General features: G+C 72.7%; 14 protein-coding genes, 1 other RNA gene and 1 pseudogene. 14 read left to right on the top strand and 2 right to left on the bottom strand.

The window, feature by feature from the left end; translation table 11 throughout:
• Positions 1–508 precede the first annotated feature (508 nt).
• From ACIP4Z_RS04450 to ACIP4Z_RS04435, 4 genes and pseudogenes are all read left to right on the top strand, one after another.
• Positions 509–2206 carry a protein kinase domain-containing protein gene (locus ACIP4Z_RS04450; RefSeq protein ID WP_355342955.1) on the top strand — a complete coding sequence of 566 codons (1698 nt, stop codon included), beginning with the start codon at positions 509–511 and terminating at the stop codon, positions 2204–2206.
• A gap of 1617 nt (positions 2207–3823) precedes the next feature.
• Positions 3824–5146 (top strand): annotated as a pseudogene (locus tag ACIP4Z_RS04445) (serine/threonine-protein kinase); the annotation flags it as partial.
• A gap of 1023 nt (positions 5147–6169) precedes the next feature.
• The gene (gene prfB, locus ACIP4Z_RS04440) at positions 6170–7288 is read left to right on the top strand and encodes a peptide chain release factor 2 (RefSeq protein ID WP_355342958.1); all 1119 of its coding nucleotides are present in this window, start codon (positions 6170–6172) and stop codon (positions 7286–7288) included.
• 285 nt (positions 7289–7573) lie between these two features.
• A complete protein-coding gene (locus tag ACIP4Z_RS04435) occupies positions 7574–8215 on the top strand; it encodes a hypothetical protein (RefSeq protein ID WP_401304955.1) in 642 nt (213 codons plus the stop codon).
• 143 nt (positions 8216–8358) lie between these two features.
• On the opposite strand, the gene ACIP4Z_RS04430 is transcribed toward ACIP4Z_RS04435, so the two are convergent.
• Positions 8359–8550, bottom strand: a complete 192-nt coding sequence (locus ACIP4Z_RS04430) for a hypothetical protein (protein ID WP_355342964.1) — start codon at positions 8548–8550, stop codon at positions 8359–8361.
• A 331-nt stretch (positions 8551–8881) separates the two neighbouring features.
• Here ACIP4Z_RS04430 and ftsE point away from each other — a divergent pair, with 331 nt between their 5' ends.
• The 4 genes from ftsE (at position 8882) to smpB (ending at position 12502) form a co-directional block, all read left to right on the top strand.
• Positions 8882–9571, top strand: a complete 690-nt coding sequence (ftsE, locus tag ACIP4Z_RS04425) for a cell division ATP-binding protein FtsE (protein WP_188284086.1) — start codon at positions 8882–8884, stop codon at positions 9569–9571.
• A gap of 72 nt (positions 9572–9643) precedes the next feature.
• A complete protein-coding gene (gene ftsX / locus ACIP4Z_RS04420; RefSeq protein WP_188284085.1) occupies positions 9644–10561 on the top strand; it encodes a permease-like cell division protein FtsX in 918 nt (305 codons plus the stop codon).
• 159 nt (positions 10562–10720) lie between these two features.
• A complete protein-coding gene (locus ACIP4Z_RS04415) occupies positions 10721–12004 on the top strand; it encodes a S41 family peptidase (protein ID WP_401304952.1) in 1284 nt (427 codons plus the stop codon).
• 18 nt (positions 12005–12022) lie between these two features.
• On the top strand, positions 12023–12502 hold the full coding sequence (gene smpB, locus ACIP4Z_RS04410) for an SsrA-binding protein SmpB (RefSeq protein WP_355342970.1): 480 nt from the start codon (positions 12023–12025) through the stop codon (positions 12500–12502).
• 126 nt (positions 12503–12628) lie between these two features.
• Here smpB and ssrA read toward each other — a convergent pair.
• Positions 12629–12998: a transfer-messenger RNA gene (ssrA, locus tag ACIP4Z_RS04405) on the bottom strand.
• A 277-nt stretch (positions 12999–13275) separates the two neighbouring features.
• On the opposite strand from ssrA, the gene ACIP4Z_RS04400 reads away from it, so the two are divergent.
• The 6 genes from ACIP4Z_RS04400 to ACIP4Z_RS04375 all read left to right on the top strand — a co-directional run bounded on the left by ACIP4Z_RS04400 (position 13276) and on the right by ACIP4Z_RS04375 (position 25079).
• On the top strand, positions 13276–17187 hold the full coding sequence (locus tag ACIP4Z_RS04400) for a S8 family serine peptidase (protein ID WP_401304949.1): 3912 nt from the start codon (positions 13276–13278) through the stop codon (positions 17185–17187).
• A gap of 239 nt (positions 17188–17426) precedes the next feature.
• Positions 17427–18431: a helix-turn-helix domain-containing protein gene (locus tag ACIP4Z_RS04395; RefSeq protein ID WP_391117364.1), complete on the top strand. Its 1005-nt coding sequence runs from the start codon at positions 17427–17429 to the stop codon at positions 18429–18431.
• 492 nt (positions 18432–18923) lie between these two features.
• On the top strand, positions 18924–20099 hold the full coding sequence (locus tag ACIP4Z_RS04390) for a uroporphyrinogen-III synthase (RefSeq protein ID WP_401304947.1): 1176 nt from the start codon (positions 18924–18926) through the stop codon (positions 20097–20099).
• A gap of 108 nt (positions 20100–20207) precedes the next feature.
• Complete coding sequence (locus ACIP4Z_RS04385; RefSeq protein WP_355342982.1) at positions 20208–20825, top strand: ABATE domain-containing protein; 618 nt, start codon at positions 20208–20210, stop codon at positions 20823–20825.
• A gap of 161 nt (positions 20826–20986) precedes the next feature.
• Positions 20987–23251: a UvrD-helicase domain-containing protein gene (locus ACIP4Z_RS04380; RefSeq protein WP_391047162.1), complete on the top strand. Its 2265-nt coding sequence runs from the start codon at positions 20987–20989 to the stop codon at positions 23249–23251.
• A gap of 382 nt (positions 23252–23633) precedes the next feature.
• Complete coding sequence (locus ACIP4Z_RS04375) at positions 23634–25079, top strand: malic enzyme-like NAD(P)-binding protein (protein WP_391047160.1); 1446 nt, start codon at positions 23634–23636, stop codon at positions 25077–25079.
• Positions 25080–25204 lie beyond the last annotated feature (125 nt).

Raw genomic sequence — 25204 nt, 5'->3', positions numbered from 1 at the left:
CTTGAAAGTACGGCAGATGATCATCCCGCGACGGAAACCGTCCGGAAAGAGCGCCGCATCCGACCGGAAAGCCGCCGCTCGCGGCCGATCGCCGCCACAAACCGGGCGCGGGCCCTCCGTACGCGATTCACCGCGCGCCACGGCACATGCCCGTGACACCACGTGACGCAACCAACAGCCCGGTCCTCGCGTCCTAGGTCGGACAACTGTTCTCGGACGTTCTCGGGCGTTCCCGGACCCTCCGCGGGCCGTCGCCGGGCCGTCGTCCGGCCGACGGCGGGCCGGCGGCGGGTCGTGGGCGCGACACCGGGCACGGCACGGAACGCCGGACGGAACGCGGCACGGGCCGATTCCCGTGGCGCGGCCAGGACGCGGGCCCGCCCGGCGGCACTACGCTTGGCCGGAATCAGGGCGAGCCCGCCATGAGTACGGCCATGAGCACCGCCGCGCACGTGCCGGCGGCGCGCATGGTCAGGGCGGACACACTACGGAGCAGGGAGCGCATGACGTGCGGCCGGTAGGCAGCAAGTACCTCCTGGAGGAACCGCTGGGACGCGGCGCCACGGGCACCGTCTGGCGTGGCCAGGTGCGCGGCGAGCAGGGCAGCGCCGTCGCCGTCAAGGTGCTCAAGGAAGAGCTGGCCGGCGACCCGGACGTGGTGATGCGCTTCCTGCGCGAGCGTTCCGTGCTGGTCCGGCTGCGCCACCCGCACATCGTCCGGGTCCGCGACCTGGTCGTCGAGGGCGATCTGCTCGCCCTGGTGATGGACCTGATCGACGGTCCCGACCTGCACCGCTACCTGCGGGAGAACGGGCCGTTCAGCCCGGTCGGCGCCGCACTGCTCACCGCGGCCGTCGCCGACGCGCTTGCCGCCAGCCACGCCGACGGCGTCGTGCACCGCGACCTCAAGCCCGCCAATGTGCTGCTCGCCACGGTCACCGGCGAGGACGGCAATCCGCAGATGCACCCGATGCTGACCGACTTCGGCATCGCGCGGCTCGCGGACTCGCCGGGCCTCACCCGTACCCACGAATTCGTCGGCACCCCCGCCTACATCGCGCCGGAGTCCGCGCAGGGCCGCCCGCAGACCTCGGCCGTGGACGTCTACGGCGCGGGCATCCTGCTGTACGAGCTGGTCACCGGGCGTCCGCCGTTCCGCGGCGACAGCGCCATCGAAGTGCTCCAGGCGCACCTCAACCAGGAGCCGCGCCGCCCCACGACCGTGCCGGAACCGCTGTGGACGGTGATAGAGCGCTGCCTGCGCAAGGAGCCGGGGCAGCGGCCCAGCGCCGAGAACCTGGCCCGCGCGCTGCGCGTGGTCGCCGCGGGCATCGGCGTGCACTCCTCGCCCGCCGCGGCCGAGGCGGCCTTCGCCGTCGGCGGCCTCCTGGCGCCCGACGCGACGCCGACGCTGGTCCCCGGCACCGGCCAGGGCTCCGCCTCCGCCTCCGGAGACGCGGAGCCGACCCAGGTGCTGCCCTCCCGCCAGGGCGCGACGCCTTCCACCTACGACCCGAACGCCTCCACCACCGAACTGCCCGGCGACCCCGGCCCCGGCGGTGCCGCCGCCGAGGGCACCCGCGTCCTGCCGCCCATCCCGGACGAGGGCCCCGGCACCCCCCAGGGCCCGCACCCGTGGGAATCCCAGCTCAGCGCCCTGCGGCACCGCAACGAACAGACCGAGCTGCGCTACCTTTCCCCCGAACAGGACCCCCTGCGCCGCGAGCCGCGCCGCCGCCCCCAGCCCCAACCCCAACAGCCCCCACGCCAGCCGCACCAGGGCCAGGGGCAGGGTCGCCAGGGCCAGGGCCAGGGCCAGGGTCGGGGGCAGCAGGGCGGACAGGGCTACGCGCAGCCGTACCAGCAGCCCCAGCAGCAGCGCCCCCAGCCCCCGCAGCCGCGCTACCAACAGCCGCAGCCGCAACGCTACGAGCCCCAGCGCCCGCCCGCCCCCGCGCCCGAGCCCCGCCAACGCGAGCCCCGCCAGCGCAGCGCCAACCCCATGAAGATCCCGGGCCTCGGCTGCCTCAAGGGCTGCCTCACCGTCATCCTCGTGATCGTCGTCATCTTCGTCGTCGTCTGGTACACCACCCCCCTCCCCGACTGGGTCAACAGCACCCGCAACCTCTGGGACGCCTCCTCCGGCTGGGTCAGCACCGTCTACGACAAAATCTCCTCGATCACGGGCGACTCCAACGGCAACTAACGGGCTCCGACCGCCGGTTGATGACGGGGCGCGCCGCCGGGGGTGTGTTTGCGCAGGGGGCTGCGCCCTTACGGCACCGCTGCGCGGTGGGGTTGGCCGCTGGGGTGCGGCTGCGGGGGAGGGTGCGCCGCCGGGGTGCGTTTGCGCAGGGGCTGCGCCCTTACGGCACCGCTGCGCGGTGGGGTTGGCCGCTGGGGTGCGTTTACGCAGGTGGGTTCGCCGGTAGCCAGCGAGCCGAAGGCGGCGCCGGTGTTGAAAGGGAGAACGCGCACAGCGACCGAGGAACGAGGGAGCGAGCACGATCGACCGTCGACACCGGATCTAAGCCGCCGGAGGCGAGAGGGCGGCAAAAAAAGGGGATCGCGGTGAGCTGACGCAAGAGGGCTCGCACGCACGGTGAGGATGCGCGAGGCGGTTCCTCGCACGGTGGGCATGCGCGAGGCGGCTCGCACCACGGTGAGCTCGCACGAGAGGGCACGGCGCAGGGTGAGTTGACGCGAGGCGGTTCCTACCGAGCGGTGCGCCGACGTTAGAGGGCTCCCACGCGCGGTTCACCGTGGGTGGGTCCGTCTCGCGTGAGATCGCCGAGGGGTGCGTGCCCTCCCGGGTCAGTTGACCGTGGTGGGTGCCGTCTCGTACCAGTTCATCGTGCGTGGGTGCCCTCTCGGGCGCCTGAGCGTTGCGGGTGAACGTGGGTGGGTGCCGTCCTGTGTGGGCTCACCGTGGTGCGAACCGCCTCGCGCATGCTCACCCTGCGCGGGTGCCGTCCTGCGTGAACTCACCGTCGTGCGAACCGTCTCGCGCATCCTCACCCTGCGGGGAGCCGTCCTTTCTATGCGTACCCCGATCCCCTTTTTTTGCCGCCCTTCCGCCTCCGGGCGCTTAGACCCGGTGTCGACAGTCGATCGTGCTCGTTCCCTCGTTCCTCGGTCACTGTGCGCGTTCTCCTTTTCAACACCGGCGCGCCCTTCGGCTCCATGGCTACCGGCGAACCCACCTGCGCAGCCGTACCGCAGGGGCGCAGCCTCCTGCGCAACCGGACCCCAGCGGCGAACCCCTCTTGCCTAGCAGCGACCTTGGGCCGCAGCCCCTCGTGCAACCGGACCCTAGCGGCGAACCCCTCCTGCGTAGCAGCGACCTTGGGGCGCAGCCTCTCGTGCAACCGGACCCCAGCGGCGAACCGCCCCTGCGTGGCGGTGACCTGGCGGCGAACCCTCCTGCGCAGCCGCACCCAGGCGGTGAACCCCCACCCCGCACTCGCGCCCCACCGGCGAACCCTCCTGCGTAGCAGCGACCTTGGGGCGCAGCCTCTCGTGCAACCGGACCCCAGTGGCGAACCGCCCTGCGCGGCGGTGACCTGGCCGCGCAACCTCCTGCGCAGCCGCACCCACCCCCGCCGCACCCCCCCGGGCCCCCCGCACCCACCTCCGAAGGCGGTGCCCTCTCGGCGAGGCACCCTTGCACCGGTGGGGTGCTTGAGGTGGGGATTTGTCGACTTCTGAAGGGTGATTTCTGTGGCGGAACGGCGCGTGAGGGGGCTCGCGTACCCCGAACGGCCCCTGATCCGCGTAGCTTTGTCGCCAACACGACGGACTGTCGGAGGAGTCGGAGCAAGCCTTGGCCAGGAAGATCGGCAGCCGGTACACCGCGCACCAGGTGCTCGGGCGGGGGTCCGCGGGCACGGTGTGGCTCGGCGAGGGCCCCGAGGGCCCGGTCGCCATCAAGCTGCTGCGCGAGGACCTCGCCTCCGACCAGGACCTCGTCGGCCGCTTCGTGCAGGAGCGCACGGCGCTGCTCTCCCTGGACCATCCGCACATCGTCGGCATCCGCGACCTCGTGGTGGACGGCACCGACCTCGCCCTGGTGATGGACCTGGTCCGCGGCACCGACCTGCGCTCGCGGCTGGAACGCGAGCGGCGCCTGGTGCCGGAGGCCGCCGTCGCGATCGCCGCGGACGTGGCGGACGGGCTGGCCGCCGCGCACGCGGCGGGCGTGGTCCACCGCGACGTGAAGCCGGAGAACGTGCTGCTGGACTCGGCCGTCGCCACGGGCCCCGGCGGCGCGCCGCCCGCGCTGCTCACCGACTTCGGCATCGCGCGGCTGGTCGACACCCCGCGCCGCACCCGTGCCACCCGGATCATCGGCACCCCCGACTACCTGGCCCCGGAGATCATCGAGGGCCTGCCGCCGCGCGCGTCGGTCGACATCTACGCGCTGGCCACCGTGCTGTACGAACTCCTCGCGGGATTCACGCCGTTCGGCGGCGGCCACCCCGGCGCGGTGCTGCGCCGGCACGTCACCGAGACCGTCGCGCCGCTGCCCGGTCTGACCGACGACCTGTGGCGGATTCTCGCGGCCTGCCTGGCCAAGGCCCCCGCCTCGCGGCTGACCGCGGGCGAGCTGGCCACCCGGCTGAGGGACCTGCTGCCGCACCTCGCGGGCCTGCCCGCGCTCGACGTCGCCGCCCCCGGCACCGACGACGGCGGACCGGGCGCGGACGACCAGGACGCGTACGACGACGGCTTCGCCGACCTGCCGCCCGGTGCACCGGAACCGCCCCGCGGCCCCGGCGCCGACCGCCCGCGCGGCGCCGTACCGCTGGTCAGGGGCGCCGCGCCGGACTCCAGCCGGGACACCCACACCAGCATCAAGCTGCCCACGGCGGAGGAGCTGGCCGGTTACGGCGCCGCCTCCCGCAACGGCAAGGGCAGCAAGGCGGCCCGCGACAGCCAGCGCCGCGCCTCGGCGCCGGGCCGCCCGGCCAGCCCCCGGCACCGCGCGGTCTCCGACGCCGTGCGCCAGCGCCGGATCAAGTTCGCCGCCGCGGCCGCCGCCGCGCTCGCCGTCGCGGGCATCGGCGGCTGGGGGATCGCCACCGCGGGCTCCGGCTCGGGCAACGACTCCGGCGGCACCTCGCGGGACGACGCCCCGCCCAGCCCGACGCCGACCGCCACCCGCGGCACCCCGACCGCGCCCACCGCGGGCGCCGCCTCCCCGCAGGGCCGCACCGGCGCGCCGGTCACGCTCCCGCAGTGGTCGTCGTACAAGGACGTACCGGCCGCGGGCGTCAAGCTGCTCGGCGGCCCGCGCGCCCTCACCATGGACGGCGCCACGTACGTCTTCGCCCGCGGCGCCGACAAGAACGTCTGGTACGTGATCCGGGACGGCTCCGGTTACGGCGCGTGGCACAAGCTCACCGGGATAAGCGTGGACGACGACCCGGCGGTGGCGTCCGCGCACGCCGGGCGGATCGACCTGTTCGGGCTCGGCACCGACGGGCTGCTCTACCGCCGCACGCTGACCGACGGCTACTGGAACGCCTGGTCGCAGGTGGACGAGCGGACCCGCTTCGACGCGGCGCCCGCCGCCGCGTCCTCGGAGCCCGGCCGGATCGACCTGGTCGGACGGGTCGGCGGCGACCTGGTGACCGCCTCGCTGGTCGGCGACCGCTGGAACGCGTGGGCGCTGGTGCCCACCGCGGGCCGGATCACCTCGGCCCCCGCGCTGATCTCCCGGTCCCGCGGCTCCCTGGACGCCTTCGTGGTCCGCAAGGCCGACGGCGCCGTGCTGCGGCTGCCGTACTCCGGCGGCGCCTGGCGGCCCAGCGAGGTCATCAAGGGCCTGGACACCTCCGCGCGCCCCGACGCGGTCGCCGCCTCGGGCCGGCTCTTCGCCTTCACGCCCGGCACCCAGGCCGCCGCCGCGCTCGACGGCGACGCCGCCTCGCTGGAGGGCGACTGGGCCACCGCGCCCTTCACCGCGCCCACCGACGCGGCCCTGGGCGCCGCCGCCTCCGCGCACACCCTGGAGCTGTACTCCAGGACGCCGTCGGGCACCCTCACCCGCACCACGGCCCACATCTGACGCGATCCGGCCCGCCCGGCACCGGATCGCGGGCCCTCCCGGCGGCCGGCGGGCTCCCGGCCGGGGCGGGTCCGCTCGACCAGCCGGTAGGCTGGAGCCGTGGCGATCGTCGATGTTTCCGAAGAGCTGAAGTCCCTGTCCTCGACCATGGGGTCGATCGAGGCCGTCCTCGACCTCGACCGGATGCGGGCCGACATCGCCGCGCTGGAGGAGCAGGCCGCGGTGCCGTCCCTGTGGGACGACCCGGAGAACGCGCAGAAGATCACCAGCCGGCTCTCCCACCTCCAGGCGGAGCTGCGCAAGGTCGAGGCGCTGCGCGGCCGGATCGACGACCTGTCCATCCTCTTCGAGCTGGCCGAGAGCGAGGACGACGCCGACGCGCAGACCGAGGCCGAGGCCGAGCTGGAGTCGGTGCGCAAGGCGCTGGACGAGATGGAGGTCCGCACCCTGCTGTCCGGCGAGTACGACGCCCGTGAGGCGCTGGTCAACATCCGCGCCGAGGCGGGCGGTGTCGACGCCGCCGACTTCGCGGAGCAGCTCCAGCGGATGTATCTGCGCTGGGCCGAGCGGCACGGCTACCCGACGGAGGTCTACGAGACCTCGTACGCGGAGGAGGCCGGCATCAAGTCGACCACCTTCACCGTCAAGGTCCCCTACGCCTACGGCACCCTCTCCGTCGAGCAGGGCACCCACCGCATGGTGCGGATCTCGCCCTTCGACAACCAGGGCCGCCGCCAGACGTCCTTCGCGGGCGTCGAGGTGCTGCCGGTCGTGGAGCAGTCCGACCACGTCGAGATCGACGAGTCCGAGCTGCGCGTGGACGTCTACCGCGCCTCGGGCCCCGGCGGCCAGGGCGTCAACACCACCGACTCCGCGGTCCGGATCACCCACATCCCGACCGGCATCGTCGTCTCCTGTCAGAACGAGCGCTCGCAGATCCAGAACAAGGCGAGCGCGATGAACGTCCTCCAGGCCAAGCTGCTGGAGCGGCGCCGCCAGGAGGAGCAGGCCCTGATGGACTCCCTCGGCAAGTCCGACGGCGGCAACTCCTGGGGCAACCAGATGCGTTCGTACGTCCTGCACCCGTACCAGATGGTCAAGGACCTGCGCACCGAGTACGAGGTCGGCAACCCGCAGGGCGTCCTGGACGGCGACATCGACGGCTTCATCGAGGCGGGCATCCGCTGGCGCAAGTCCCGCGAGAAGGCCACCGCGTAATCGGGAGAAGGCCACCGCGTGATACGGCCCCGCGCCGTACGGCTGAGAGGGCGATACGGCCCCGCCGTACGGCCGTTGCCTTGATCCCATCTGTCTGCCGTGTCACAGACGTGTGCTGAAGTGCCGGGCAAGACGGGACAGTTGGGGCACTTTGCGCTTAATGACCTTGACGCTCCCGGTGAATGCCACAAAGGTGATGTCCGGCATGCGCGCGAAAGCGGCGTAATCGACCGTGCCCGCAGCGGCGCGTGCTTCAAGCCGACGTCTACCGGGGGTAGTTGAGACATGACCAAGCAGAGCACGAGGGTACGCGTCACGCGCGTGGCGGCCGTCGCGGTGATCGCGGCCGGTGCGTCCCTGACCGTGGCGGGGGCTGCTCAGGCGGCGGTGAGCAGCGACGCGCCGCCGTCGGCCGCCGCGGTGGTGGACCCGCCCACGACGGACCCGACGGACGAGCCGACCACGCCGCCGACCGACGAGCCGACGACGCCCCCCACCACGCCCCCGACGACGCCTCCCACGACGCCGCCGACCACGCCCCCCACCACCCCGCCGACGACGCCTCCCACGACGCCGCCGACCACTCCGCCCACCACGCCTCCGACGACCGCGCCCGGCTCCATCGCCGGTGTCAGCGGCGGCAGCGACGAGGGGGGTCCGAGCGGTTCGCCGAGCCCCAGCGTCAGCCCGAGCGCGACGGGCAACAACAACACCTGCACCCTGACCGGTGACAGCGTCGACTGCGGGAACAACAACCCCGGCACCGACAACACCCAGCAGGTCCCGCAGAGCCAGACGACGCAGCAGCTCGCCGAGACCGGCTCCGACGGCACCACGTACATGCTCATCGGCGCCGCGGCCCTCGTGGCGGGCGGCGTCGGCTTCAAGCTGGCCCCGCGCCTGAAGGAGCGCCGCGACGCCTCCTGAGGCGCCGCGCGACCGCACCTGACGCGCACGACGAAGGGCCCGGAACGCGATGCGTTCCGGGCCCTCCGTGATGTCTCAGCTCGCCCACTCGTGAATGTGACGTACCTCTCACGTATTTCTCACGTGCCGCCCGCGGGACTGCTCTACGCGGTCGCGTGCTCCACCACGAGCACCACCGTCAGCAGGGCCACGAGCAGGGCTATCAAGGTGGCGGGGGAGATGTTGGACCAGGGATTCTCCCGCTCCAGGCGGGCGCGGTTCGCCCGGCAGACGGGGCAGCGGCCCTCGCTCACCGGACCCGCGCAGTTGGCGCACACCAGCCGGTCGCACGTCATGCGATCTCCTCCTCGTCCGGTGAACGCCCCGGGAGGCCGAAGTGTTCCTTGTTCCACTGTGCCAGCTTCCGCCGGATTCGGCGCGGCCCCCGGTGGACCGGCGGCCCGTACGGCGGCTCCGGCGGGGTCCGCGAGAGCGGGGCGGGCGGGGGAGCGGACCTCCGGTGGCGGCCGGCCGCGCTGAGGTGTAAGGGGTCAATGACGGGTTTGTCCGCGTGTGCCCTGTGGGCAAGCCCACCAACCCTCCCCGGCGACTGCGCACCCCTGGCTCGGTCGCGTAGTGTCGCCCCCACATCCCCTGTCCACCCGTCCCCGCAAACCTGGTGCGAACGTGATCCGATTCGACAGCGTCACCAAGACCTACCCCAAGCAGAACCGTCCTGCACTTCGGGACGTCTCGCTGGAGATCGAGAAGGGTGAGTTCGTCTTCCTGGTGGGCTCGTCCGGCTCGGGAAAGTCGACCTTCCTGCGGCTGATCCTGCGCGAAGAGCGCACGGACACGGGAATGGTGCACGTCCTCGGCAAGGACCTCAACCGGCTGTCGAACTGGAAGGTGCCGCAGATGCGGCGCCAACTCGGCACCGTGTTCCAGGACTTCCGGCTGCTGCCCAACAAGACGGTCGCGGAGAACGTGGCGTTCGCCCTCGAAGTGATCGGCAAGGCCCGCGGCACCATCCGCAAGACCGTGCCCGAAGTGCTCGACCTGGTCGGCCTCGCGGGCAAGGAGGACCGGATGCCCGGCGAGCTGTCCGGCGGTGAGCAGCAGCGCGTCGCCATCGCCCGCGCCTTCGTCAACCGGCCCATGCTGCTGATCGCGGACGAGCCGACCGGAAACCTCGACCCGCAGACCTCGGTCGGCATCATGCGCCTGCTGGACCGGATCAACAGGACCGGCACGACCGTGGTGATGGCCACCCACGACCAGAACATCGTCGACCAGATGCGCAAGCGCGTCATCGAGTTGGAGAAGGGGCGGCTGGTGCGCGACCAGTCGCGCGGTGTCTACGGCTACCAACACTGAGAGCCGCGCGTACGGCGTACGTACTGCCGTACAGCAGTAGTCACCACCCCCCTGAAAGGACAACCAGAGACCATGCGCGCCCAGTTCGTCCTGTCGGAGATCGGCGTAGGACTCCGCCGCAATCTCACCATGACCTTCGCGGTGATCATCTCCGTCGCGCTCTCCCTCGCCCTGACCGGTGGCGCCCTGCTGGCCAACAAGCAGGTCAAGTCCATGAAGGGCTACTGGTACGACAAGGTCCAGGTCACCATCTACATGTGCAACAAGGGCGACGCGTCGACGACGCCCAGTTGCGCCAAGGGCGCCGTCACCGACGACCAGAAGGCCCAGATCAAGGCCGACCTGGAAAAGCTCCCGATCGTGGAGAAGGTCTACTTCGAGAACGCCGAGCAGGCGTACAAGCACTACCAGGAGCAGTTCAAGAGCTCCCCGCTCGCGGCCTCGATCACCCCGGACCAGATGCAGGAGAACTACCGGGTCAAACTCAGGGACCCGACGAAGTTCACCGTCGTCGCGAGCGCCTTCGACGGGCGTCCGGGGGTGCAGTCCGTTGAGGATCAACGGGCCGTGCTGAAGAACCTCTTCTCGCTGCTGAACGGTATGACGCTGGCCGCCTGGGTGGTGCTGGCCTTCATGCTCACCGTCGCGATGCTGCTGATCGTGAACACCGTGCGCGTGTCCGCCTTCAGCCGCCGCAGAGAGACCGGCATCATGCGGCTGGTCGGCGCCTCCAGCTTCTACATCCAGATGCCGTTCATCATGGAGGCGGCCTTCGCCGGACTCGTGGGCGCGGGGCTGGCGTGCGGAATGCTGCTCGGCGGCCGGTACTTCATGATCGACGCGGGTCTGAAGCTCCAGGAGAAGATCCCGCTGGTCTCCTTCCTCGGCTGGGACTCGGTCGTCGCGGTGCTGCCGCTGGTGCTGCTGATCGGCGTCGTGATGCCGTCGATCGCCGCCTTCATCGCGCTGCGCAGGTATCTGAAGGTCTGACGCCCGCGGGCCGGGCCCGGCCGTCGCGCCGGGCCCTTCGCGGGGCCGTACGGCGGGGGACGGGTCCCAGGGGGGCGGTGTACCGGGTTGCGGATCATGCCCCGCCGAGGTAGCGGCAACTATCCGTATGCCGCCCGTTTCTGTCCTAGACTTCCGGCCATGTCCGGCCCGTCGCTGTTCGGGACGCCCCGCCGCTTGCGCCGCGGGGCCACTCTGACGTTGGTGTTCAGCACTCTGCTGGCCACCGGTGCGGCGGCCAGCGGACTCACCGCGCCGGACGCCCGGACCGCCGCCCGCGCCACCCGTATCGCCGCCGCGCCGGTCGCCGACGGGCGGCAGGACGACGGCAAGCCGCCGGCCCCGGCCCACGGCGGCGAGCCCGCCCCGTCGTCCCCCGCGGCCTCCGAGACCCCCACGGGTTCGCGGGCGAAGCCGGACGGGACGAACGGCGATCACGTCGACACCGGCCGGATCGCCGAGGAGATCCAGGACGGCAAGGTCGGCCCGCTCGCCGCCGCGAAGCTCGTCAGCCGCAGCGGCGACCGCTGGTCGTCCTTCTATACCGCCCGCGAGTACGCGGGCCTCCAACAGGCGCTCGACGGCCGCTACGTCGGCGTCGGCCTGTCCGTGCGGCGGATCGACGACGGCCGGATCCAGATCGCCCGCGTCCAGCCCGGCAGCCCCGCCGACCGCGCGGGCCTGCGCGAGGGCGACCTGCTGGCCACCATCGGCCCGGTCAAGTGCACCGGCCTCGCGGTCACCGAGGTCGTCGCGGACCTGCGCGGCGACAACGTCCCCGGCAGCGTCGTACAGCTGGGAGTCCAGCGGGCGCAGCGTAGTTGGACGGTCACGGTACGTCGCGCCACGCTCGACACCGACGCCGTCACCGTGACGCGGAGCGCCGACGCGCCCACGGTCGTCAAGATCGACGCCTTCACGCTCGGCGTCGGCGACCAGGTACGCGACGCGGTACGGGACTCCGAGCACGGCGTGCTGCTCGACCTGCGCGGCAACTCCGGCGGGCTGGTCACCGAGGCGGTCGCGGTGGCCTCCGCCTTCCTCGACGGCGGCCTCGTCGCCACCTACGACGTCCACGGCGAGCAGCAGGCCCTCTACGCGGCCGAGGGCGGCGACACCACCGTCCCGCTGGTCATCCTGGTCGACGGCGGCACGATGAGCGCCGCGGAACTGCTCACCGGCGCCCTCCAGGACCGCGGCAGGGCCGTCGTCATCGGCTCGCGCACCTTCGGCAAGGGCTCGGTCCAGATGCCCAGCACGCTGCCCGACGGGTCGGTCGCCGAGCTGACCGTCGGCCACTACCGGCTGCCGGACGGGCGCAGTGTGGACGGGCGCGGCATCGACCCCGATGTGACCGTCCCCTCCGGTGAGGACCCGCTCGCCGAGAGTCACGAGGTATTCGCTGGCCTCGGACCCCCCTCCTAGTGGGACAATGGCCCGGTTATGGCAAAAGAGACGGGTCGCAAACTGATCGCGCAGAACAAGAAGGCGCGGCACGATTACCTCATCCTGGACACCTTCGAGGCCGGGCTCGTGCTGACCGGCACCGAGGTCAAGTCCCTGCGCCAGGGACGCGCCTCCCTGGTGGACGGCTTCGCGCAGCTCGACGGCGGCGAGGCGTGGCTGCACAACGTGCACATCCCGGAGTACACCCAGGGCACCTGGACCAACCACTCCGCGCGCCGCCGCCGCAAGATGCTGCTGCACCGCGCCGAGATCGAGAAGCTGGTCCACAAGACCCAGGAGACCGGGCACACGATCGTGCCGCTCGCCCTGTACTTCAAGGACGGCCGCGCCAAGGTCGAAATCGCCCTGGCCAAGGGCAAGAAGGAGTACGACAAGCGGCAGACCCTGCGCGAGAAGCAGGACCGCCGCGAGTCCGACCGCGCCATCTCGGCCGTGCGCCGCAAACAGCGCGGCTGAGCCGCCCCCGGCCGCCGGCCTCGACGTGCCCGGGGGAGACGCGGGTGACACGACGTCACGACGTCGGCTCGCCCTGAAACGACGAAACGGCACCCTCCCGAAGGAGGGTGCCGTTGTCACATGGGGTGGTGGAGATGGCGGGAATCGAACCCGCGTCCTGTGGTGCGGAATCAGGGCTTCTCCGAGCGCAGTCCGCTGTGCTTTTCTCGGCCCCGGCTGTCACGCGGACAAGCTGCCGACGGGCTCAGTCACTGTTTGATTTCCTTCTGGGGCCCGTGACCGGCCCTAGAAGTTTAGATCCCTTGATGATGCCAGGATCCGGGTCGGGATCACCCCCGGGCTGACACTTCGCAAGTCGCTACTTAGGCAGCGAGGGCGAAGGAATCGCGCTTGGTGTTGGCGATTATTGGTTGCGACATATGGTTAACGAGATCATTGCCGCTTTCTCGGCTCGCTTCCCCTGCTTCGACATCCCCAGTCGAAACCGATCATCCCCATGTTGATTTTTCAAGGTGCACCACCCGAGGGTGGCGGCTGCTTCCATCGTACGGGATCAACGGTCACACGGGCCAGCGCATTCCCCCGTGGGTGGCCCGGCGCACGCCCGGGAGCAAGCGCGCGGCCACCCGGCCGTCACCGGGGAGGGGGCGGCGGCGCGGGTGGCGCCGTTGTGCCACGTCACATCCGTGCCACCGGAAACGGGTGACACACCCTCCGGCCCCACCGGATTCTTTCCAGCATCGCGTGCACATGCATGGAAAGGGGCTGGACCGATGAGACGAACCCGCTTCGCGGCGGTCGTGTCGACAGGGCTGATCCTGGCCGTCTCCGCCGCCGTACCCACCGCGGCCGTCGCCGTACCCGGCGCCGAACCCGTACCGACATCGGGCGCACAGCCGGGGACAACCCCCGACAGCACCGCCACGGTTCGGCTGATCACCGGCGACCGGGTGCGGGTGACGACGACCGCGGACGGTCGGCACACCGCCTCCGTCGAGCCGGGCGCCGGACGGGAGCGCGTCGTCTTCCACACCTCGGACGCCGACGGGCGGCTGACCGTGCTGCCGTCGGACGCCGACCCCCTCGTACGGTCGGGGCGGCTTGACCGGCGGCTGTTCGACGTGACGGCGCTGGTGGAGCAGCGGTACGACGAGGAGCACCGGGCCTCGCTGCCGCTGATCGTCGCGGGGTCCGGGGGAGCGGCGGCCGACCGGCTGACCGCGCTGGCCGCGCCCGGCGCCCCCACCCATGACCTGGGCAGCATCGGGGCCCACTCCCTCACCGTCCCCGACGCGAAGCTCGCAGCCTTCTGGCAGCAGATCGTGCCCGCGGGAACGGACACCGGGAAGACCGGCACCGCGGCGACCGGCACCGGGCCGGTCGACACCGCGAAGGCCGCCGCCGTCCCGAAGATCTGGCTCGACGGCCGGGTCCGGGCGGCGGCGGACAGCATGGACCAGATCGGCGCGCCGCCGCTGTGGAAGGCGGGATACGAGGGCGCGGGCGTCAAGGTCGCGGTGCTGGACACCGGCGTCGACCAGACCCACCCCGACCTCAAGGACCGCGTCGCGAAGGCCGAGGACTTCACCGAGAGCCCGACCGGCACCGGCGACCACTTCGGACACGGTACGCACGTGGCGTCCATCGTCGGCGGTACGGGAGCGGCCTCTGGCGGTGCCCGCAAGGGCGTCGCCAAAGCCGCGAACCTGCTGGTCGGCAAGGTCCTCGGGGACGACGGCTACGGCTACGACTCGCAGGTCATCGCGGGCATGCAGTGGGCGGCCGACCAGGGCGCCAAGGTCGTCAACATGAGCCTGGGCGCCGACGACGAGAGCGACGGCACCGACCCGATGAGCCTGGCGCTGAACGAGATCAGCGAGGCCAGCGGCACCCTCTTCGTCGTCGCGGCGGGCAACAACGGCGAGAACGGGCAGCGGACCGTGGGCATCCCGGGCGTCGCCGACGACGCGCTGACCGTCGGCGCGGTCGACGGCAAGGACGCGCTGGCGAACTTCTCCAGCCGCGGCCCGCGCTACGGCGACGGCGCCGTCAAGCCCGATGTCACCGCGCCCGGCGTGGACATCGTGGCGGCCCGCGCGAGCGGCACGACGCTCGGCGACCCGGTCGACCCGTACTACGTCAGCCTGTCGGGGACGTCGATGGCGACCCCGCATGTGGCGGGCGCCGCGGCCCTGTTGGCGCAGCGGCACCCGGACTGGACCGCGCGCCAACTCAAGGACGCGCTGATCAGCACCGCGCACACCGTGGACGGGCAGGCCGTGACCGACCAGGGCGGCGGCCGGATCGACGTGTCGGCGGCGGCGCTCGGCACGCTCACCGCGACCGGCACCGTCTTCCTCGGCGACATCCACGCGACCGACCCGAAGGCCACCTACCCGGTCACGTACACCAACACCTCCGCCGCGCCGGTCACGTTGACGCTGGGCCTGGCGCTCAGGACGTCGGGCGGCCGGGCGGTGAACGCGGGCGCGGTACGGATCGGCGACGGTTCCGCCGCCGCGACGAAGGTCACCGTCCCCGCCCACGGCACCGCCCGCGCCGACCTCACCCTCGACCCGGCCAAGGTGACGTACGGCTCCTACTACGGCTATCTGACGGCGACACCGGCCGGGGGCACGGCGGGAGCACCCGTCCACACCACGCTCGGCCTGGTCGCCCACGGCCCGCTGCACACCCTGACCGTCACCGCCTACGACGCGCACGGCGCTCCGGCCCACCCCACCATCAGCATCTGGGGCGCGAGCGGTCTGCTGTACCCGTCGGGCGACAGCAAGGGCACCTCCGCCTCCGACCTCGAAGAGGGCACGTACCAAGTCCGCGCGTCTTTCCAGGAGATGACGGACGACGGCATGGAGGAACGGCTGGTCGTGCTGCCCGAGGTGAGGCTCACCAAGGACACGGCCGTGACCGTGGACGCCCGCAGGACCACGCAGGTCGAGATCCGTACGCCGCGGCCCGCCGAACAGAGCGGCACCCCCTACTACCAGACGTACCGTCAGATCGAGGGCAGGGGCCTCACCGAGAGCGAGGAGTTCTTCACCGGCATCCTCAGCAAGCTCTACGTCAGCCCCACGACGAAGGTCACCGACGGCGACTTCGAGTTCTCCTCCCGCTGGCAGCTCGCCGCGCCGCAGCTCACCACCGAGGCGCCGGGCACGGGACTGAGGCTGAAGAGCTACTACACCTCGTACTCACCGCTCTTCGACAGCAAGGGCGTGAATCTGACGGCGGTCGACGCGGGCTCCCTGGAAGCGCCGGACTTCAGCGGGGCGCGCGGCAAGTTGGCCGTCATCCGCAACGAATCCGGCGAGGGAGAAAGGGAGTTGGCGGCAGCCGCGGCCAAGGCGGGCGTGCGCGGACTGATGATCGTGCACTTCTCCGACTTCGGCTGGACCCGCTGGTACCCGACCGGCGAGCGCAACGCGGTGCCGACGATACGGATCGGGAAGGCGGCCGGTGACGCGCTGCTGGCGCGACTGGCGAAGAAGCCGGTGAAGACCGTCACCGTACGGATCGGCGGCACGGCGGTCAGCCCGTATCTGTACGACGTGTTCCAGACGTCCACTCAGCAGATCCCGCAGCGCGTCGTCCACACCGTCACCGCCGCCAACAGCGCGGTGATCAGGACGACGTACGCCGAGAACGGCGGCGCCCCGTGGGCCGCCGAGCAGCGCTTCGCGTGGCGGCCGTACCAGAACTTCGCGTGGGAGGCGACGCGGAACGTGCCGACGGGCGTGACCCGTACCGAGTACGTCAGCGCCAACGGCACCTGGTGGATGCACCGGGTCAACCAGGAGACGACCTTCGACATCGACCAGCCGCTGCTGGCCGGCATGGTCGACACGACCACCACCTACCGGGCGGGCAAGCAGCCCGACCAGGCGTGGCAGCAGGCCGTGGTGCGGCCCTCGATCCCGCGCGGCACGCGCAACCCGAGCGTGCGCAACGGCGACGTACTCGACCTGCGCATACCGGAGTTCACCGACTCCGGCGCCGGACACTGGGCACGCGCGGCGGTCGGCGGCGACTTCGGCGGCTTCGGCACGGCGGCCGGTACGAGCCCGGCCTCCGGTACGCGTACGGCCTCCGGCACGAGCGGCGGGCGGGACGCCCCCGTCGAGGGCGACTCCGCCAAGGCCACCCTCTTCCGCGACGGCCGGCGGATCGCCGCCGCCGACTCCCCGTGGGCCGACCTCGAAGTGCCCGCGGGCACCGCCGACTACCGCCTGGACGTGGCGACTTCACGGGTCTCCCCGGAGTGGCGCTACGCCACCGACACCAGCACCTCGTGGTGGTTCCGCTCCGGCACCGCGGCGCGACCGACGCTGCTGCCGCTGCTCCAGGTCGACTACGCGGTACCGGTCGACGCCTGGAACGCGGTGCGCAAGGGCAGTTCGCACACCGTGGGTCTCACCGTCCGCGCCCAGGACGGGGCGGCCGTGCCGACCGGCGTGAAGGTCGAGGTCCAGGCGTCGTACGACGACGGGCGGACCTGGACCGGCGCGCGCGTGGACGCCCGAGGTCACAACACCTTCGACGCCCGGCTCACCAAGTCGGCCCACTCCAGGGGCGATGCGTACGTGACGCTGCGGGTCACCGCGCGCGACGCCGCGGGCGACCAGGTGCGGCAGACCGTACGCCGCGCGTATCTGTGGCGGGGGTGAACGGGCACGTGAGCCGGTGGCGCTGATCCGACGCCACCTCGACAGCCGGGGCGAGCGGGCCAGTGGGGTGCCCGCTCGCCCCGGCGCGTGGTTCCGGCGCGCGTGGTTCCGGCGCCCGTGGTTCCGGTACGTGGTTCCGGCGCGTGCTCCCGGCACGGGCTTCGCCGGGCCGCGGTGGTGATCTCCGCTCGTAGTACGGTGGCTGCTCACCCAGCCCCCGTACCCGCGAGGAGGGTGCCATGGCCCTGGAGGCCGCCGGGATCACCGACGCCGAAGAGGCCGCGTACCGGCTGCTGGTGACGATGGACAGCGCCTCGGCGCGGGAGATCGCGGAGTACTCGGGCCTGAGCCCGGACACCGCGCTGTCGGCGCTGACCGGTCTCGTCGCCAAGGCCATGGCCAGCGCCTCCGACGGCCGGCCGCCGCGCTACCGGGCCTACCCGCCGGACGTGGCGCTGCTGCCGCAGCTCAAGCACCGGGCCGACGCCCTGGACCTGGCGCGCTCGGCGGCGGCCGACCTGCTGGAGAGCTACCGGGCCACCGCGCGCCGCCGGGACGCCGGACTGCTGATCGAGGTCATCACCGGGGCGGAGGCGCTGCGCCAGCGGCTGCGGCAGATCCAGGCGGACGCGCGCGACGAGATGCTGTGGTTCTGCAAGGCGCAGTACGTGGCGATGCCGTCGGGCAGCAACACCGCCGAGTTCGACGCGCTGGAGCGCGGGGTCCGCTACCGGGTGCTCTACGAACGGGACTTCTTCGACGACGAGAGCGCCGTCGGCAACATCGCGGCGGCCGTGCGGAAGGGCGAGATCGCCCGCGCCGTCCCGCACCTCCCGCTGCGGCTGGCCGTCGCCGACCGCTCGGTGGCGATCTTCCCGCTGGTCCCCGGCGGCCCGCACGGCAGCCCCGAGGAACCGTCCACCGCGCTGGTCCGCGACAGCAGCCTCCTCGACGCGCTCATCGCGCTCTTCGAGCGTTACTGGGAGGACGCCGTACCGCTGCACGTCGACGCCTCGGGCGCGGTCACCGGCGCGGCCGACGTCGGCCCCGCGGACCCGTTGTCGTCCACCGACCGGCGGCTGCTGTCGCTGATGGTCGCCGGGGTCGCGGACAAGGCGATAGCCACCCAGATGAACCTCAGCCGCCGCACCCTCCAGCGGCGCGTGCAGAGCATGATGGAGCTGGCGGGCGCCACCACCCGCACCCAGCTCGCCTGGCAGGCGGCCCGCCGCGGCTGGCTCTGAGACCCGGCCCCGGCACCAAGCCCTGGCACCCAGCCCCGACTCCCCCCCCCACGAGGGCCGGCGCACAGCCGGGTGCGGACGCGGGCGAGCGCATGGTTGCGCTCGTGTCACCTCGGGGCGCGGGGGGGCATGCGGCCGTTTCCAGGGTCGGGCCCGACAGTCCACCCCCGCCTTCGTCTCCTTCCCCGCCTTCGTTCTCCTTCCTCGCCTCCTCCGCGCTCTGTTACGCCGTCACGTGGGCCGTATACCTGCGGCGACCGGCGCGGGCGGCGGGCGGGACCGGGCGGACGGCGCCTGCCGGGACCGCCGTCCGCGCGCGGGTGTGAGCGGCGGAGGCGTCCGTAACATCCGGGTCATCCCGGTGAATCGAACCCGTCACCCCGTCTTGGGACGATGCGGCTCCGGCGGGGTGGCCGGGGAGGGCGGCGGCGGATCAGGGACGGTCCGCCCGCCGTCCGGCACGCGTAACTCCAGCAAAAGTGGGGCGGAGCCATGCAGGCGCAGGCGACCAGGAACAGCGATCCGGGCCCGGGCGGCGGGGTGCCGCCCCTGGCCGGGTTCACCGTCGGGGTGACGGCGGCCCGCAGAGCCGACGAGCTGGCCGCGCTGCTGGAGCGGCGCGGCGCGGTCGTGCTGCGGGCGCCCGTCCTGCGCATCGTGCCGCTGCCCGACGACACCGAACTGCTGGAGACCACCAGGCGACTCGTCGCCGACGCACCCGACATCGTGGTCGCCACCACCGCGATCGGCTTCCGCGGCTGGATCGAGGCCGCCGACGGCTGGGGCCTGGGCGAGGCGCTGCTGCGAAGGCTCGGTGCGGTCGAACTCCTCGCCCGCGGGCCCAAGGTGCGCGGCGCGGTGCGCGCGGCCGGGCTGCGCGAGGCGTGGTCACCGGCCTCGGAATCGATGGCCGAGGTCCTGGAACGCCTGCTGGAGCAGGGAGTCGAGGGCCGCACCGTCGCCGTCCAGCTGCACGGCGAGCCGCTGCCCGGCTTCATCGAGTCGCTGCGGGCGGCCGGGGCGACCGTCGTGGCGGTGCCGGTCTACCGCTGGGTGCCGCCCGAAGACCTCGGGCCCGTCGACCGGTTGCTCGACGCCGTCCTGTCCCGGTCGGTCGACGCGCTGAGCTTCACCAGCGCCCCGGCCGCCGCCTCCTTCCTCGACCGGGCCCGGCAGCGCGGCCGTTGCGACGCACTCCTCGCGGCGCTCCGCCACGACGTCATGACCGCCTGCGTCGGCCCGGTCACCGCGCTGCCGCTCCAGGGCCACGACGTGCCCACCCGGCACCCCGAACGCTTCAGGCTCGGACCGCTGGTGCAGCTCATCGCCAGCGAACTGCCGGGCCGCGTAAGGCCGTTGCCCGTCGCCGGGCACCACGTCGAGATCCGCGGGCACGCCGTCGTCGTGGACGGGACGCTGCGGCCGGTGCCGCCCGCGGGCATGGCCCTGCTGCGGGCGCTGGCCCGCCGCCCCGGCTGGGTCGTCGCCCGCGGCGACCTGCTGCGCGCCCTGCCCGGCTCCGGCCGCGACGAACACGCCGTCGAGACCGCGATGGCCCGGCTCCGTACCGCACTCGGCGCCCCCCAGCTGATCCAGACCGTCGTCAAACGCGGCTACCGGCTCTCCCTCGACCCGCACGCGGACGACAAATACGGCTCGGCGCCGTAAGCCGGTCAGGCGAGCGCGGCCACAGCGGTCCTGACACGCCCTAGACCCCGCGACGGCCGCCGGGCACCCTGGGGGGAAGGTGACGGGCGGGCGGGAAGGCGGCTGACCATGAGTGGAACGAGCCCGCTACGGTTCGACACCGGCCGGCTGTGTCTCGATCTCGTCGCCACCCGCACCGGCCGCCCCGAGCGGGAGCGGCTCGGCACGCCCGACCGGCTGGCGGCGTGGCTGTACGGGACCGGCCTGGTGCCGCGCGCGCCCGGGGAGGCGGCGCGGCCGGACCTCGCCGTGGACGACGGCTGGCTGAGCGGATTCCGCGGCCTGCGCGCCGTCGTCTGCCGGGTCGTGACCGCCGAGGTCGCCGGTGAGCGGCCCGCTGCCGCCGACATCGCCGAGCTGAACGCGACGGCGCTGGCCGCCCCGCCCGCCCCGCGCGCGGTCACCGGCGAGGGCGGCGCCCTGATCCGTACGCTGGCCGCGCCCCCGGAGCCCGCCGGACTGCTCGCGGCCGTCGCCCGCGACGCCGTCGCGCTGCTGACCGACCCGCTGGCCCGTACGCAACTGCGCCGCTGCGAGGGCGAGAACTGCTCGCTGGTCTACCTCGACACCTCCCGCGGCCGGCGCCGCCGCTGGTGCAGCAGCGAGATCTGCGGAAACCGCGAGCGCGTCGCCCGGCACCGCCGTCGCACCACCACGCGCGGGACTCTCACCTCGCCCCAGGGCTGACCCGCCGGGGTCCCCGGCCCGCCGGAAAACTGACCGCGCCTCAGACCCGACCGCACGGCGGAGTGTGCAGAAGCCCGCAGGTCGCGTACGGTTGCAGGCTGCCCCACGTGCCCCGTCACGTACGTGGGCGGCGCATGACGCAATGAAGAAGGGGGTCCTGCGTGGCCGCGCAGACCACAGCCCACCTGGGGGTCCGGGATCAGGAGATCGCCGTCGAGCAGGCGCATCTGGACCGGGTGTACCACCGCCTCGAAGAGAAGATCGACGAAGCCGAGTTCCTGATGAAGGACGCCGCCCAGCGCGGCCACGTCGGCACGCCGGGCGCGCTCGCCGAACGGGACGCGCAGGTCTTCCGCGCGGGGGTCCACCTCAACCGGCTGAACAGCGAGTTCGAGGACTTCCTCTTCGGCCGGATCGACCTGCTGCGGGGCAAGGACGGCAAGAAGGGCGCCGACGGCGCCTTCACCTCCGTCGAACCCGCCGACGACGCCGTCCGCGAGGACCGGACCGCCGACATCGCCGAGACCCTGCACATCGGCCGGATCGGCGTCCTGGACAGCGAGTACGCGCCGCTGGTCATCGACTGGCGGGCCCCGGCCGCCGCGCCCTTCTACCGCTCCACCCCGGTCGCGCCGGGGCGCGTGGTGCGCCGCCGGGTGATCCGCTCCAAGGGCCGCAAGGTGCTCGGCGTCGAGGACGACCTGCTGCGCCCCGAGCTGACCACCGGGCTGCCGGTCGTCGGCGACGGCGCCCTGATGGCGGCCCTCGGCCAGGCCCGCAGCCACACCATGCGGGACATCGTGGCGAGCATCCAGGCCGAGCAGGACATGGTGATCAGGGCGCCCGCCGCGTCCGTCACCGAGGTGACCGGCGGCCCCGGCACCGGCAAGACCGCGGTCGCTCTGCACCGGGCCGCGTACCTGCTCTACCAGGACCGGCGGCGGTACGCGGGCGGCATCCTGTGCGTCAGCCCGACCCCGCTGCTGGTGTCGTACACCGAGGGCGTGCTGCCGTCGCTCGGCGAGGAGGGCCAGGTCGCGATCCGCGCCGTCGGCTCGCTGGTCGACGGCGTCTCCGCCGATCTGTACGACGAGCCCGCGGTCGCCCGGATCAAGGGCTCGCTGCGGATGCAGAAGGTGCTGCGCAACGCGGCCCGCGGCGCGCTCGACCTGACGCCCGGCCGCCCGGCGACGCTGCGCGTGGTCGCCTTCGGCCGCCGCGTGGAGCTGTCCGAGCAGGAACTGGCGGGCATCCGCCACAACACCCTCGGCGGCACCGCGCCCGTCAATCTGCTGCGCCCGCGCGCCCGCCGCCTGCTGCTGGACGCGCTGTGGCGCAAGACCGGCCGCCGCTTCGACGATCCGGAGCTGGCCGCGGAGGAACGCCAGGGCTTCGACGAGGACATCAGCACCGAGCAGGACTTCACCGACTTCCTCGACGCCTGGTGGCCGGTGCTCCAGCCGCGCGCCGTGCTGGCCGCGCTCGCCGACGAGAAGCGGCTGGCCCGCTGGGCGCGCCGGGTGCTGTCCCCGCCGGAGGTCCGCCGGGTGGCGCGCTCGCTGCGCAGGACCGGCGCCACCGCGCACGACGTGGCGCTGCTGGACGAACTCGACACGCTGCTCGGCCCGGTGCCGCGCCCCAAGCGCCGCGAGGCCGACCCGCTGGACCAGCTCACCGGCCTGGACGAGGTCACGACCTTCGCCGACCGGCACGACGCGGGCCGCCGCAGCCGGGCCGAGCGGCTGGACGAGGAGCGCACCGAGTACGCGCACGTCATCGTGGACGAGGCGCAGGACCTGACGCCGATGCAGTGGCGGATGGTCGGGCGCCGCGGCCGTACGGCCACCTGGACGATCGTCGGCGACCCGGCGCAGAGTTCCTGGACGGACGTGGACGAGGCGGCGCGGGCGCGCGACGAGGCGCTCGGCACCCGGCCCCGGCGGCGCTTCACCCTCACCGTCAACTACCGCAACCCCGCCGAGATCGCGGAGGTCGCCGCCACCGTGCTGGCGCTCGCCATGCCCGGCATGCAGTCGCCGCGCGCCGTGCGCTCCACCGGTGTCCTGCCGCAGTACGCGGTCGCGGGCGACGACCTCGGCGCGGACGTACGCCGGTGCGCCGCGCGGCTGTTGGAGGAGGTGGACGGCACGGTCGGCGTCGTCGTCGCCATGAACCGCCGCGCCCAGGCCCGCGGTTGGCTCGAAGGGCTCGGCGAGCGCGTCGTGGCGCTCGGCAGCCTGGAGGCCAAGGGCCTGGAGTACGACGCCACGCTCGTGGTGTCCCCCGCCGAGATCGCTGAGGAGTCGCCCGCGGGGCTGAGGGTGCTGTACGTGGCCCTGACGCGGGCGACGCAACGCCTGATGGTCCTCGCGGCCGAGGGCGATCTGCCGGACGCCGAGGGAGTGCCGGACCTGCTGCGCCCCTGACCGGGCGGCGGGGTCCGACGACGGGTCCTGGCACGGGTCCGAAAACGCCGTGGGCGCCCCCTCCGGAAGAGGGGGCGCCCACGTGACGTTCACGACACCGGCCCGCCATGCTCGCCTCGCGGCAAGTGGGCGCTCGAAGCGCCTAAGGTTGGGCCCGGGGGCTTGGATCGAGCCGGTGCCGTACTCAGGCTAACAAACGGCTACGGGAACCTCTTCCCGGCGGACGAAAATCTCTTCTTCGGTCCACCCGGTTGCGCCGCTCCCGCATCGCGGAAGTATTCTTCCAATCTTCACCCCACGCGGGTTTACGCGTACCCGTCGGTAGGTGCAACGATCGACGGGCAGCACCACCAGCAGCAGAGGAACCGGAAGAAGGTCCGTCATGGCAACGGCGCCAAGCGTCTCGTACTCGATCACGGTACGGCTGGAGGTCCCCGCCAGCGGGACCGCGGTCAGCCAGCTCACCACCGCGGTGGAGTCCTCGGGCGGTTCGGTCACCGGCCTGGACGTCACCGCGTCGGGCCACGACATGCTCCGCATCGACGTCACCGTCGCCGCCAGCTCCACCGCGCACGCCGACGAGATCGTCGGCAAGCTCCGCGGCATCGAGGGCGTCGCCGTGAGCAAGGTCTCCGACCGTACGTTCCTCATGCACCTCGGCGGCAAGATCGAGATGCAGTCCAAGCACCCGATCCGCAACCGTGACGACCTCTCCATGATCTACACCCCCGGCGTCGCCCGGGTCTGCATGGCCATCGCGGAGAACCCCGAGGACGCGCGCCGCCTGACCATCAAGCGCAACAGCGTGGCCGTCGTCACCGACGGCTCCGCCGTCCTCGGCCTCGGCAACATCGGCCCGAAGGCCGCGCTGCCGGTCATGGAGGGCAAGGCGGCCCTCTTCAAGCGCTTCGCCGGCATCGACGCCTGGCCGCTGTGCCTCGACACCCAGGACACCGACGAGATCGTGGCGATCGTCAAGGCCATCGCCCCCGGCTTCGCGGGCATCAACCTGGAGGACATCTCCGCGCCGCGCTGCTTCGAGATCGAGGCCCGGCTGCGCGAGGCGCTGGACATCCCGGTCTTCCACGACGACCAGCACGGCACCGCCATCGTGGTGCTCGCCGCGCTCACCAACGCGCTGCGCGTGGTCGGCAAGCAGATCGGCGACGTACGCGTCGTCATGTCCGGCGCGGGCGCGGCCGGTACGGCCATCCTCAAGCTGCTGCTGGCCGCCGGAGTGAAGCACGCGGTGGTCGCCGACATCCACGGCGTGGTGCACTGCGACCGCGACGACCTGGTGGAGGCGTCGCCGGACTCGCCGCTGCGCTGGATCGCCGACAACACCAACCCCGAGGGCGTCAGCGGCACCCTGAAGGAGGCCGTGACCGGCGCCGACGTCTTCATCGGCGTCTCCGCGCCCAACGTCCTGGACGGTACGGACGTGGCGCGGATGGCGGACGGCGCGATCGTCTTCGCGCTCGCCAACCCCGACCCCGAGGTGGACCCGGGCGTGGCCCGCGAGACCGCCGCCGTGGTCGCCACCGGGCGCAGCGACTTCCCCAACCAGATCAACAACGTCCTGGTCTTCCCCGGCGTCTTCCGCGGCCTGCTGGACGCCCAGTCCCGCACCGTGAACACCGAGATGATGCTGGCCGCCGCGCACGCCCTCGCGGACGTGGTGGGGGAGGGCGAGCTGAACGCCAACTACATCGTCCCCAGCGTCTTCAACGACAAGGTCGCGGGCGCGGTCGCCGACGCCGTACGCGACGCGGCCAAGGCGCAGGGACCGGCGGTGGCCGCCGCGGCGACCGCGCCGGGGGCGGTCTGACAATCCGTCCGACAAACGGATTCGATGCGTCGACCATGTGACGACAATCCGTCATCCCCGTGGTGTCCCCGTGCAATCGCATCGTTTTTTGTGCGACTCGCGCGGTCGGTGGATTGGCTTTCCCC

This window comes from Streptomyces sp. NPDC088910, from assembly GCF_044749865.1.
Classification (GTDB): Bacteria; Actinomycetota; Actinomycetes; order Streptomycetales; family Streptomycetaceae; genus Actinacidiphila.
The sequence above is the reverse complement of the archived record's forward strand: the minus strand, read 5'-3'. Positions and strand labels throughout refer to the sequence as shown.